Annotated in this window: 7 protein-coding genes; 4 read left to right on the top strand and 3 right to left on the bottom strand. The window is 45.6% G+C overall.

What is annotated here, in order from left to right:
• Positions 1-179: 179 nt before the first annotated feature.
• The gene (locus XZ46_RS16125) at positions 180-5,333 is read right to left on the bottom strand and encodes an nSTAND1 domain-containing NTPase (RefSeq protein ID WP_008053660.1); all 5,154 of its coding nucleotides are present in this window, start codon (positions 5,331-5,333) and stop codon (positions 180-182) included.
• Positions 5,334-5,398: 65 nt separating this feature from the next.
• Here XZ46_RS16125 and XZ46_RS16130 point away from each other — a divergent pair, with 65 nt between their 5' ends.
• The 4 genes from XZ46_RS16130 to XZ46_RS16145 all read left to right on the top strand — a co-directional run bounded on the left by XZ46_RS16130 (position 5,399) and on the right by XZ46_RS16145 (position 9,421).
• Positions 5,399-5,704, top strand: coding sequence for a DUF2499 domain-containing protein (locus XZ46_RS16130; protein ID WP_006668179.1), 306 nt, complete (start codon positions 5,399-5,401; stop codon positions 5,702-5,704).
• Between the two features lie 12 nt (positions 5,705-5,716).
• A complete protein-coding gene (locus tag XZ46_RS16135) occupies positions 5,717-6,025 on the top strand; it encodes a DUF3593 domain-containing protein (RefSeq protein WP_008053663.1) in 309 nt (102 codons plus the stop codon).
• Between the two features lie 91 nt (positions 6,026-6,116).
• Positions 6,117-7,652, top strand: coding sequence for an alanine/glycine:cation symporter family protein (locus tag XZ46_RS16140; RefSeq protein ID WP_006624836.1), 1,536 nt, complete (start codon positions 6,117-6,119; stop codon positions 7,650-7,652).
• A gap of 893 nt (positions 7,653-8,545) precedes the next feature.
• Positions 8,546-9,421 carry an IS630 family transposase gene (locus tag XZ46_RS16145; RefSeq protein WP_006668177.1) on the top strand — a complete coding sequence of 292 codons (876 nt, stop codon included), beginning with the start codon at positions 8,546-8,548 and terminating at the stop codon, positions 9,419-9,421.
• Between the two features lie 885 nt (positions 9,422-10,306).
• Here the strand turns inward: XZ46_RS16145 and XZ46_RS16150 are convergent.
• Together XZ46_RS16150 and XZ46_RS16155 are read right to left on the bottom strand one after the other, a co-directional pair.
• Positions 10,307-11,065, bottom strand: coding sequence for a Uma2 family endonuclease (locus XZ46_RS16150; protein WP_008054433.1), 759 nt, complete (start codon positions 11,063-11,065; stop codon positions 10,307-10,309).
• A gap of 183 nt (positions 11,066-11,248) precedes the next feature.
• Positions 11,249-13,378 carry a WD40 domain-containing protein gene (locus tag XZ46_RS16155; RefSeq protein WP_008054434.1) on the bottom strand — a complete coding sequence of 710 codons (2,130 nt, stop codon included), beginning with the start codon at positions 13,376-13,378 and terminating at the stop codon, positions 11,249-11,251.
• Positions 13,379-13,389: the final 11 nt, after the last annotated feature.

The raw sequence follows: 13,389 nt of genomic DNA on the forward strand, positions 1-13,389 counted from the left end.
ATGCTAAGATATTAATGTATGGTTTCATAATGGAAATCTGTCTTAAAATAAAAAAATGTCTAGATTCCCATTATATAAAATTGTAACCGAAGTCAAGCAAAAAAGCAATCCCCCTCTCAAAAAAATTTTTACATTTCTTAACTTTTTGTTACAAAAGTTAACATACAGATTGAGGTAGTTTAGCGGCGGGTAATTTGGGGGTAAGTCAAGTTACAGAGTTTCTGATCGGAGGGTAGCACATTTTGATTAGTTTGTAGATAATTATGTAACCAGGTGCAACTGCGACTAATCAAACTATCAAGACTGAGGTTATCCATACTCCATAAGATTAATTTACCATTGTCTTTGGCGATCGCTAAAGTTTGACCATCAGGACTAAAAGCAATGCGGTTAACAAAGACATTATGATTAATGGTAGTAATGGGTTCAATTACGCTGTCAATGCCATGACAACCATCAGCAGGCCAGAGTTTATCGCGATCGCGTTTAACCGCCCATAATCGGATTTTTTTATCATCACTGGCGGTAGCTAAAATTTGACCATCAGGACTAAAGCTGAGACTGCGAACCGTAGCCAAAGCAGTCATGGGACAAGAATCAGGTCTAGGAGTACCATTACGAGACCATAGTTTAACATTTTTACCAGATGCGATCGCCAGTGTTCCCAATTCAGGAGAAAAAGCGATACTATTAACACTTTCATTATAGGGGATACTGGGATAGGAAATCCAACTATCTCCTTGTTTACGCCATAATACCACCCCATAGAGTTCATCGGTTGCCCTGATAGCCATTTCATTACCGATAGCTACCGCCAAGATAGTACCATCAGCGTTAAACTTGATATCGCTGACAATACCATCATTAGGAAAAGCGGGAATTCTCAGAGTTTGAATTAATTGACCATCGTCATCCCAGATCATCACGTTTTTATCAGAACTAGCGGAAGCCAAGATATTTTGATTAGGATTAAATGCGATCGCGTTGACTGGTTCAGTGTGACCGGTGAGAGTGGCGATCGCTTCACCATCGGTAGTCCATAATTTGATAGTATTATCCGCGCCTCCCGTGGCGACCAGAGGCTGATCTTTTTGAGGACTGACAGTAACCCAATTGAGATCCCTAGGCTGTCCTAAACCTTCTAGTTCCCAGGATAAAGCGGTCTGATCATCTTGGTTAAGATCCCACATTTTGACTAAGCTATCATTACCCGCTGTAGCTATTCCCAGGCTGTCGGGAGTAAAGCTGAGGCTCCAAATAGCTGCATCACTGGCTGGAATTACCCTTTTCGCCTCTGGTGTATAGCTGCGACTCCAGAGTTTAACGCTAGTATCTGCACTAGCGGAAACAATCGTCTTACTATCAGGGGTAAATGCTACAGACCAGACATCATTTTGATGACCTACTAAAGTATTTAATAAACTCCCATCTGGGAACCCCCAAATTTTCACCGTATCATCACGACTTCCACTAGCAATTACTTCCCCGTCTGGACTAAATAAGACTGTCAAAACTTCCTCATTATGTCCTTTTAGGGTGCGGATTTCCCGTTGTTGTTCCAAATCCCAAATTTTGAGAGTGCGATCGCTACTACCGGAAACCAGAATGTTATCATTTTTGGGGTTAAAACTGACATCATGAATATTGCAGTAATCAAAAGAGTCCGAAGCAATACCTTCACAGTGTCCGGTCAAAGTGGCTAAGAGGTCTCCTTCGCGGTTCCAGAGTCGGACAGTTTTATCTTTACCCGCACTAGCTAATTTTTCTCCATCGGAATTAAACTCTACATCTAACACTCTATCGGTGTGACCTTCTAAGACACGAATCATCGTCCCATCAGGTCGCCACAGGCGAATAGTATTGTCATTACTAGAGGTAGCGATTAAATCTCCTTGGGGACTAAATTTAACACGGGTAACTAAGGCTTCATGACCTACTAAGTTATGCAGATATTGGAATTTTTCTTGTTGTTCATCCCAGACCCAAATTGTGACTTGATTATCGGCGGTAGTAGTCCCCAGAAATTTACTATCTTCACTAAAGCTAATACTGGTGACACTATTTTGATGGGGTAAGTCCTGTAACCATAAACCATCAATACGCCAGACCTTAGCCGTATGATCATTACTGGCTGTAGCAATTAAATTCCCATCAGGACTAACCGCCACCCCCAGAACACTGCTAGTATGTCCCTGTAGGCGGTTTTTTTCTTGAATATTAGATATAACTTCCCGTAAACCAGATGTTACCTCAAGTTTTTGTTGCTCGGTGGGGTTGGTGTCTTCAATGTCTTTACTGAGTCTTAAAGTTGTTAGTAAAATCTCGATTTGATTGTTTTGGTCAGATAGTCTCAAGGCGCGTTCTACGGATTTCAACGCAGCGAGGCGATCGGCAGAATTGCGCTGCCATTTTTGCACTTCCCAAACGCCAATAGCCAAAACGAAAAGACAGACCCCCGCGCCAATCATGCTCCAGTTTCTGCGTTGTCGCTTTAATTTTTCCTCCGCTTCATGTTGTTTGGCTTGAGCTTCTTGTAGTCGTTGATTTAACTCTCTTTCCCGTCGCATCTGCTCATTTTCTTCTTGGAGTTGTTCAAACTCCGCATCGCGATCTAAGCGATGTTGTTGACGAATAAAACCCGCGAGATAATCATGGACAAGTTGATAAAATTCGCTATCATATTCTACTACTCGGAACACTAAGCCTGATTGTTCAAAGATATCTAAAATCAAGTCGAGTTCAACGGTAACTGATGATAATTTAAGTCGGTCTTTTAATTCTTCGGAAAGTTCCGCACGGGTTCTTAGGGGTCGGGTGTCATTTTCATCTGTTAATAGGTATAGCATTAGTCTGGCGATCGTCTCATTTTCCGCGCCACAGTCTTTTATGGTCACTTCCAAAAAACGTTCGACCAGCTTTTGCATGGGTCCGCGTTTTTGATATTCTGCTAATGTGGTGATATTTTCGGTTTGCAGTTGCGCTCCCACTACTTGCATTTCAATGGGTCGCACTTCTTCTAATTCGGTGGATAAATCATTGACTAATGCTTTAATTAGAGCATCTTCTAAATAAAACCGGGAACTATCGGTCAGACTCTTAATCACATTATATGCTTCTTCCCGGCTAAAGTTGCCCACATAAAATAGGATATCTTTACTTAAAATATCGTTGCCAATTTCCTCGAAGTTAGTCAGACGAGAAGCCTCTAATAAATGATGCAGATAATCTTCTCGCAGGGATAAGATAACTTTGACAAAGGGAATTTTTAAAACTTGCTGTAATAATTTAAAAAATATCTGGCGATCGCTTTTATTTAAAACAAAAAATAACTCCTCAAATTGGTCAAATATTAGCACAGTTAACCGATGATTAACTGAATGGTGTGTCAAGGTTTCTAAAATGTGGTTAATCAGAAATTTTTGCTCCCCTTCGTCAGCTTTAGTTAATTCAGGATAACCGCTATTAACAGCCTTTGCAGCCAGGTAGGTTGGGTGAAACCCAACAGCAGCCAGGTAGGTTGGGTGAAACCCAACATCGGTTTCTGGTTCTATTTCTGATTCTTGAAGACCAGATAGTTGCCGATCTAGTTCTCTGATATAAGCCTTATAGTTGCGAATAACCACAGGTACTACTTGACGCGCTTCGATAGGCTTAACTTGCAGAGAAGGAACTAAACCTGCTCGTAATAAGGAACTTTTACCAACTCCTGATTGCCCATAAATAACCGTGAGTTTATGCTGAGGACTCGCCATGCGAGCCAGGAGATTTTCGATATCTTTTTCCCGTCCAGAAGTCTGGATTTCATCCGCACAATAGCCATAATCAGCATCTGTTAAACTAAGATTAATGGCTCGTTCGCGAATCTGCAAGCGACCAGCGCCAATAAATGCCGTATAGCCAAAAGTGCTAGATTTGCGGCGATATTCTCCCTTAATCTCAAAAGATTCTCGGTAATTTCCCAGGTCAAAATATAGCCTCTTTAAAGTCTCTAAAATAGCCAGATATAACCGGGGATTATATTGGGCGATCGTCGCTTTTTTCGCCCATTCTAATTTTTGAATTGCCACAGTCGGCTGACTCAATTTTTCTAAAGATTCAGCTAATAGCCACAGAAAACGACCCTGATGCTGATTACAAATTGAAGAGTTGATCGCCTCCGAAACATTAGCCCGCATCAATACATCTAAAGCCACCTCAGCCAATTCTTTACTATAATTCCACTGAGAACGATGCAGAGAAACTTCTGCTAAAAATCCATAATCCTGAGCCAATAAAATCTGATTGAATTCACCAGGAGATTGATGGAGTTTCCGAGAGGCGATCGCCAATTCCCATAACTCATCCCACTGTTCTAATTGACTGAGAACCTCCCCTAATTTATTAATAAACTTAGCCACTAAATCCTGGCGTTGAGCAATTTCAAACCTTTGAATAGATTGCTGTAGATGTTGTTGGGCTCGTTCCCATTCTTTTTTTCCTGTACCACAACGATTTTGGTCAGCTTGATAAATCTCGCATAATCCTATATGAAATAATATCAATCCTTGCCATTCTAAATGAGTTAAATCATGGTGAAAATTAGGAGGTTTATGGGAACTATTCCGCCACAATTTCAGACTTTCGTGATACTTTTTGATGGCTGAATTGATGTCATTTTTGGCATAACAATAACGAGCAAATAAAAATTGTAAACTCCCTTCCAATTCGGTGGGTAACTTAGTTAATCTTTGTTTTAAGTCTTGATAAGCCAACTCTATTTCTGACCGAGAACCCGTCCCCAAAATCTTGGTATTGGGGACAAATTGCAGCGACCCAAATTTCTGAACTTCCCCAAAGACCCTTTGGGTTTTAGCCTCCAAAAATTCCAATAACTCTTGAGTTCCTAAGACAAATTCATAAGTAGTCGCCCAACTGGTAAAATCCTGAGCGCGGCGGTTCATTCTTTGCCAGGTTTTGTCATCAACCCATAACACTAGGGGAAATTCCAAGTTCCGAAAAGACTCCCTCGCAAAATTGGTCGCGTCTAAGACTTCATCAAGACTGTTCACAGACTCCAAGCCGTAGACCATAAGCGCCGCTGGTTCTTCCCCCTGACCTAATTCCCCTTGAATAGCACCATACAAGTTCTGTATTGATGGCTGAAGATATAGCTCGCGAATGGGTAAAGGAAATTTCTGCCGCAGTTGTTGTACCATTGACGATCGCAAATTGGTATAGTTACAACGCACCAACAACAGAGTAAACTGTCCCTCAGATAATCTCAGGGTTCTGCTTAATGTATTAAGTTGGGTCTCATTCAGAGTGATCGTATCTTTAATCGGATGCACACTCATTTGTCTGTTACCTATAAACTTAGGATGATTATCGACAATGTTGGAAATTCATTTACAATTGGCTTATGCACGCTTTATCAATTCCCACCTGGCTCATTCATATTTCTAGCGTGATTGAATGGATAGTTGCCATTTTGCTAATCTGGAGTTACGGCGTAATTACCGAAAATCGAGCCTGGTGGGGTTTATCTTATGCTATGTTACCAGCCTTGATCAGTGCTATGTGTGCTTGTACCTGGCATTATTTTGATAACTCCCCGAACCTAGAATGGCTGGTCACCCTACAAGCTGCTATGACCGTTACAGGTAATTTTACCTTGTGTATTGCCGCCTGGTGGCTTTGGCGAACTTCCAAATCACTTGAAACTTAAAAACTACTAACCATGTTCTCTAAAGATACTCTATTTGTTCTGTCTTTGTTTCCTTATCTCGGTTTCCTCTGGTTCCTGACCCGTTCAGGAATAACCCCACTACTAGCCCTGATCGGATTTTACGGAACTTTGGTATTTGTGGCGGTAACCATTCCCGCCGCTATTTATGCTCAGGTCGCCTACAGCGAATCTTTAGCTAATATTGATTGGCTACATGGGGGGGCTGAGTTGTTTTTGACTCTATCCAATATCCTGATTGTATTAGGATTTGGACAGGCGATCGCTAACAAAATTTCAGATCAAGACTCCCAAGCTAGTTAACAGTTCCCACCGGGGAGTCCCCTCCGGTCTGTTCCCTCACTTCCCAAAACTCTCTCAGTATCCATCCCAGTCTTGTGAACCATTACCATTTATGAGGATAACTAAAAAACGGGTTTGGCTATATACCCTACTGTTTTTGTTGATTCCTACCATCGCTTGGGCTCAGGATGAAAGCCGCAGCCAAACAGTCTTTGAGGCTATTAATGATGGTTTCGCCTGGTTTGTCAACAATGTTATATTTGGTGTCCTATTCTGGGATGCAGGGACCGGGTATCTATTTAAATATCTCTTTGGGATTGACATGGGAATTCCCCTAATTGTTTTATGGCTAATTGTTGGGGGAATTTTCTTTACCTTCCGCATGGGATTTATCAATATCCGCGCCTTCCGACACGCTGTAGACGTGGTGCGGGGAAAATATGATGATCCTAATGATTCCGGGGAAGTCTCCCATTTTCAAGCCTTAGCAACTGCTCTGTCCGCTACTGTCGGCTTAGGAAATATTGCCGGCGTAGCTATTGCTGTTAGTGTCGGAGGACCCGGCGCGGTCTTCTGGATGACTGTCGGTGGCTTTTTTGGAATGAGTAGTAAGTTTGTTGAATGTACCCTCGGTCAAAAATATCGCGTCGTTAACCCAGATGGCACTATTTCTGGTGGCCCGATGCGCTATCTATCAGAAGGTTTAAAAAGGATTAATTATCCGATTTTCGGACGGGTTTTGGCGATCGCTTTTTCCTTTTTCTGTATTTTCGCCGCCTTGGGTGGTGCAAATATGTTCCAAGCTAACCAGTCCTTTGGCGCGGTTTCCCGGGTGTTTCCCTTTGTACCTAATTGGTTATATGGAGCAGTTTTAGCAACATTAGTCGGCTTAGTCATTATTGGCGGAGTCCGCCGCATTGGTCAAGTCGCTGGTACAATTGTCCCTTTTATGTGTATTTTATATGTCACTGCCTCTCTGTTTATTTTAATGACTAATTTTACCGCTATCCCTGGTGCTTTTTGGGTGATTATTTCCCAAGCATTTCAGCCAGAAGCTATTGAGGGCGGGATTTTGGGCGTAATTATTCAAGGGTTTAGACGGTCGGCTTTTTCTAATGAAGCGGGGTTAGGTTCAGCCGCGATCGCTCATTCTGCCGCTCGCACTGATGAACCTATCCGAGAAGGTATTGTCTCCCTCTTAGAGCCTTTTATTGATACTATTGTAGTTTGTAATATGACCGCTTTAGTGATTGTAATTACTGGGGCATATAATAATCCCGAATATGAGCAATTACGCGCTACCGGAGCCGGGGCAGAATTGACCGCCGCCGCTTTTGGCAGTTCCATTACTTGGTTCCCCATAATTTTGGCGATCGCTGTTTTTTTCTTTGCTTTTTCTACTATGATATCCTGGAGTTATTATGGGGAACGCTGCTGGGATTATCTCACCGGAGGGCAGGGTTTAATTATCTATAAAATCCTCTTCCTAATGGCTACTTTTATGGGAGCCATAGTCGCCCCTGGTCCCGTCATTGATTTTAGTGATGGAATGTTATTAGGAATGGCATTCCCTAACCTGTTGGGGGTTTATTTCCTCTGTCCCCAAGTCGCCAGAGACTTAAAAGATTATATGGCACGATATAATTAATAATTAATAATTGTAGGGGCGGGTTCCGCCGTCAATTATCCATCCCCAGGACGATATTAATAAACCCGCCCCACCGCCGATAATTAATAATTGTAGGTGCGGGTTCCGCCGTCAATTATCCATCCCCAGGACGATATTAATAAACCCGCCCCACCGCCGATAATTAATAATTGTAGGTGCGGGTTCCGCCGTCAATTATCCATCCCCAGGACGATATTAATAAACCCGCCCCACCGCCGATAATTAATAATTGTAGGTGCGAGACGTTCAGGCATGAAATAGGGTTGAGATACCCGAAATAACCGCCTGGTGGGGACTCCAACCCCTTGGTTGGATATAAGTGGTTAGGCACTGACCATCCCACAACTGTTTATATGTCCCGACGTTTGGATTCGACACCCAAACAAGGCAGGGAACTCCAGGTCACAAACGAACTGCTTGAATGGGAAGTTATGACCCCATGATAGCAGGGAGTAGAGAGTGCGAAATGTTTAGGAGACCAAATAAGGCTGTGATGGCTGAAATCACCTCCTAGTGGGGAAGCCAGCCCCGAGTCTGGATAAGAGGTCGGAGCCTCGAACCATTCCCCATAACTGTTTATACGTCCCAACGTTTGGGTTGAACCCCCAAACAAGGCAGGGAACTCAAGGTCATAAAACAAACTGTTTTGACTGGGAAATTATGACCCCATGATAACAATGAGTAGAGAGTGCGAAATGTTTAGGAGACCAAATAAGGCTGTGATGCCTGAAATCACCTCCTAGTGGGGAAGCCAGCCCCGAGTCTGGATAAGAGGTCGGAGCCTCAGAACCATTCCCCATAACTGTTTTATATAGCACAAGACAGAAAAAGTTAGGACGTATAATGGCAAGGATATCTACAGAAGACCCAAAATGCCAGCCCCCTACAGTTACGACCTTAGACAAAAAGTTATTAATGCAATTGAACTAGACGGTATACCCAAAACCGAAGCCAGTCAAGTTTTCCATGTCAGCAGGAACACCATCAATCTCTGGCTGCAAAGAAAAGAACACACCGGCGACTTCCTCCCTAAACCTAATCGCCCACCTGGTCATAGCCACCAAATTACCGACTGGCACAAATTCCAGGCTTTTGCCCAAGAGCATGGCGATCAAACCTCCGCTCAGATGGCTGAACTTTGGGATGACGACATCTCTCCTCGCACCATATCCAGAGCCTTGAAGAAAATTGGCTTCACCAGAAAAAAAACTTACGGCTACCAAGAACGTTGGAAGCAACAGCGAGAGGCGTTTATTGCTCAGATTCAACATATGGAGCCGGAAGAGTTGGTTTACCTCGATGAAGCTGGCATCAATAGTCAAGACTCGGATTATCCTTATGGTTACTGTGAGGAAGGACAACGCTTCCATGCCCTCAAATCCGGGAAGAGGCAGGGCAGGGTGAGCTATATGGCCGCATGGTGTCATCAACAACTCTTAGCCCCCTTTAGCTTTGAGGGTTGTTGTAATCGGACAGTGTTTGAGTTGTGGTTGGAGTTCATCTTAATTCCAACATTGAAGCCTGGTCAAACTCTAGTACTGGACAATGCAACGTTTCATCAAGGGGGGCGGATTGCTGAACTGGCGGAGGCGGCTCAATGCCGTTTACTCTATCTTCCGCCTTATTCGCCAGACCTCAACAAGATAGAGAAATGTTGGTCGTGGTTGAAAGCCCGCATTCGCCATTGTATTGAGCAGTTTGATTCTCTCCATGATGCCATGGATTCTGTTCTCAAGGCTGCGTCCTAACCGTATTGACTAGTGCTATAAGTAGGTTGGGTGGAGGTAACGGAACCCAACAACACCATCTCTCGGTTATGTTGGGTTTCACCCTCGTTTCACCCAACACCACCATTGTTGGGTTTCACCCAACCTACAAAGAGCGATCGCTTATTTAAGTAGGTTGGGTGGAGGTACGGAACCCAACACCACCATCTCTCCGTTATATTGGGTTTCACCCTCGTTTCACCCAACACCACCATTGTTGGGTTTCACCCAACCTACAAAGAGCGATCGCTTATTTAAGTAGGTTGGGTGGAGGTACGGAACCCAACACCACCATCTCTCCGTTATATTGGGTTTCACCCAACACCACCACTGTTGGGTGAAACCCGAGCAACAAAGAGCGATCGCTTATTTAAGTAGGTTGGGTGGAGGTACGGAACCCAACACCACCATCTCTCCGTTATGCTGGGTTTCACCCTCGTTTCAGCTACCTACAAATGTTGGGTGAAACCCGAGCAACAAAGAGCGATCGCTTATTTAAGTAGGTTGGGTGGAGGTACGGAACCCAACACCACCATCTCTCCGTTATGCTGGGTTTCACCCTCGTTTCACCCAACACCACCATTGTTGGGTGAAACCCGAGCAACAAAGAGCGATCGCTTATTTAAGTAGGTTGGGTGGAGGTACGGAACCCAACACCACCATCTCTCAATGATGTTGGGTTTCACCCGAGCTACCTCTGTTGGGTGAAACCCGAGCAACAAAGAGCGATCGCTTATTTAAGTAGGTTGGGTGGAGGTACGGAACCCAACACCACCATCTCTCCGTTATGCTGGGTTTCACCCTCGTTTCACCCAACCTACAAATGTTGGGTGAAACCCGAGCAACAAATGTTGGGTTTCACCCAACCTACAAAGAGCGATCGCCTTCCAGTTGCTGTAAGCGAGCCTCCAATTCCCGCAGCCGCGTTTCCGCTAACTCCGCCCGCTGACGCTGTTGTTCCGCTTCCTGACGCTGTTGTTCAGCCTCCAAGCGCTGCTGTTGGGCTTCCTGACGCTGTTGTTCAGCCTCCTGACGCTGCTGTTCCGCGATTTTGGCTAACTCTGTGGGGGTGAGAAATCGCTGACCATCAGGACGATAGATGGTGAACTGCTCCTCAATCAGTTCAAAGCGAATCCCTAACCGGGGACTCGTCCAGTTTTCCGCCTGCTCAATCAGTTCCAGGGAACCGGTTTGATTGCGTATCCACCCATGAAAATCAAAACGGTCTGGGTCGAAGATATAATATTCTTCCACCCCATAGCGATCGTAAAACTGCTGTTTCTTCACCATCTCCTTGAGACGATTTCCTGGGGAGAGAATTTCAAACACCACTTGGGGAGGGATATTCCCTTCTTCCCATTGTTTATAGGAACCGCGATCGCCTTTTGGTCGCCCGAACACCACCATTGCATCAGGTGCTTGTCGCAGTTTATTATTGCCTTCCATGGGATACCAGAGCAAATCTCCCGCTATAAAGACATTCGGATCATCATCAAACAGAATCTCCAAATTCTCTTTAATGACTACAATCCAGCGAAACTGGCGGGTATTTTCAGCCATGGGATTTCCATCAGAATCAGGGTAGATGACCTTTGTGGGTTGTGTGGGTTGAGGGGTAGTTACCATAAAATTAGACCTCTCAATTATTGAACTGGAATACACCATTGAGTCGGTGTCTATAGTTGGCTCACATTTTAGCTGATTTTTTCGTCAATAGTTAAGTAGGTTGGGTGGAGGTACGGAACCCAACACCACCATTGTTGGGTGAAACCCGAGCAACAAATGTTGGGTGAAACCCGAGCAACTCCACTAAAACCCTACCCTCCACAACCGCACCACCCCATCCCAACTCCCAGAAGCCAGAGTTTGACCATCTGGACTGAAGCTGACGCTATTCACCAACAATGTATGTCCCTTGAGTTGGCGCAGTTCCCGTCCGTTAGGCACATCCCACAGTCGCACTGTCTTATCATAACTCCCAGAAGCCAGGGTTTGACCATCAGGACTGAAGCTGACGCTTAACAAACTGTTTGTATGTCCGGTGAGTTGGCGCAGTTCCCGTCCGGTAGCCACATCCCACAGTCGCACTGTGTTATCCGAACTCCCAGAAGCCAGGGTTTGACCATCAGGACTGAAGCTGACGCTTAACAAACTGTTTGTATGTCCGGTGAGTTGGCGCAGTTCCCGTCCGGTAGCCACATCCCACAGTCGCACTGTGTTATCCGAACTCCCAGAAGCCAGGGTTTGACCATCTGGACTGAAGCTGACGCTATTCACATAGTCTGTATGTCCGGTGAGTTGGCGCAGTTCCCGTCCCGTAGCCACATCCCACAGTCGCACTGTGTTATCCGAACTCCCAGAAGCCAGGGTTTGACCATCTGGACTGAAGCTGACGCTATTCACATAGTCTGTATGTCCGGTGAGTTGGCGCAGTTCCCGTCCCGTAGCCACATCCCACAGTCGCACTGTGTTATCCGAACTCCCAGAAGCCAGGGTTTGACCATCTGGACTGAAGCTGACGCTATTCACACTGTTTGTATGTCCGGTGAGTTGGCGCAGTTCCCGTCCGGTAGGCACATCCCACAGTCGCACTGTCTTATCATAACTCCCAGAAGCCAGGGTTTGACCATCAGGACTGAAGCTGACGCTTAACACACTGTTTGTATGTCCGCTGAGTTGGCGCAGTTCCCGTCCGGTAGGCACATCCCACAGTCGCACTGTCTTATCATAACTCCCAGAAGCCAGGGTTTGACCATCAGGACTGAAGCTGACGCTTAACACACTGTTTGTATGTCCGGTGAGTTGGCGCAGTTCCCGTCCGGTAGGCACATCCCACAGTCGCACTGTCTTATCCCAACTCCCAGAAGCCAGGGTTTGACCATCAGGACTGAAGCTGACGCTTAACACACTGTTTGTATGTCCGGTGAGTTGGCGCAAAAACTGCCCAGCGCTTAAATCCCATAGACAAATATCTTTGTTGCTATATAGTGCCAATAACCGCCCATCTGCACTGACCGCCCCACCCGAAGCCGGACAATCAATTTCCCAGAGGGCTTCCCCAGTGGCGAGATTAAATAAAGTTGCCCCACCCCTTGCAATGACCACCGTTAACTCTTGGTTGAGGGCAATTACTTCTTCTACTCCTCCCCGTCCCAGTCGCTTGATCATTCCTTGTTGTTGTAATGCGGGGAGGGTGAAATCGCCGCGCAGGTTTGCTGCCTCCTGTATTTGAGGAGGACTTTCAACAATCTGCCCCCCTTGTGCGATCGCCGATTGAGGTCTCTCCAAAAATGTGGCAATAGGAATCCCCAAATTCTGCCCAGTTTTGTCGCCTCTATCATCGCGATCGCCTCTACCATGAACCCCAATCACTCGTCCTCGGTCATTGAATACCGGCCCGCCGCTCATACCTGGTTGAGTGATATTGTTGTAAATGAAGCTATAACCCTCATTCGGCTGAGAGACTTTCCCGATAATTTTCCCATCCGAGATAATCACCGTGCGTCGAGGCACCGCCTGAGTAGCCACCGGAGCGCCTGCCACATAGACCGTTTGCCCTACCGCCACCCGGTCAGAGTTTCCCCACCTCGCCAGCTTGTAGTCATTCTCGCTGGTAAAAGTCAACACGGCCAAATCCACATCAGCCAGGGGGACAGTCACTTCCCGATTAGCCCGATGGCGGATACCGTTAGGAGTGATAATCAAACAAGTATCCTGAGCATTCCTGACGACATGATGAGCGGTCAGCACATAATAAGTATTGCCCTGACGGCGATAAATCATTCCCGAACCCGCCGCACAGCCATCGACCATCACCGTGACTTCCTGGGCTTTTTTCGCCACATTCTCGGACGACAGCCGACCACAGCCCCTCACACCCAGAGCCACCGCCAGCACTGCCACCACCAACAAACCGGATTTCTGCGATAATTTGGGCATGATAATCGAGA

This window comes from Limnospira indica PCC 8005 (assembly GCF_000973065.1).
GTDB lineage: Bacteria > Cyanobacteriota > Cyanobacteriia > Cyanobacteriales > Microcoleaceae > Limnospira > Limnospira fusiformis.

Excerpts from the sequence above, each read along its gene's own strand:
- XZ46_RS16125 (WP_008053660.1), bottom strand. The coding sequence starts at position 5,333 with ATGAGTGTGCATCCGATTAAAGATACGATCACTCTGAATGAGACCCAA.
- XZ46_RS16130 (WP_006668179.1), top strand. The coding sequence starts at position 5,399 with ATGCACGCTTTATCAATTCCCACCTGGCTCATTCATATTTCTAGCGTG.
- XZ46_RS16135 (WP_008053663.1), top strand. The coding sequence starts at position 5,717 with ATGTTCTCTAAAGATACTCTATTTGTTCTGTCTTTGTTTCCTTATCTC.
- XZ46_RS16140 (WP_006624836.1), top strand. The coding sequence starts at position 6,117 with ATGAGGATAACTAAAAAACGGGTTTGGCTATATACCCTACTGTTTTTG.
- XZ46_RS16145 (WP_006668177.1), top strand. The coding sequence starts at position 8,546 with ATGCCAGCCCCCTACAGTTACGACCTTAGACAAAAAGTTATTAATGCA.
- XZ46_RS16150 (WP_008054433.1), bottom strand. The coding sequence starts at position 11,065 with ATGGTAACTACCCCTCAACCCACACAACCCACAAAGGTCATCTACCCT.
- XZ46_RS16155 (WP_008054434.1), bottom strand. The coding sequence starts at position 13,378 with ATGCCCAAATTATCGCAGAAATCCGGTTTGTTGGTGGTGGCAGTGCTG.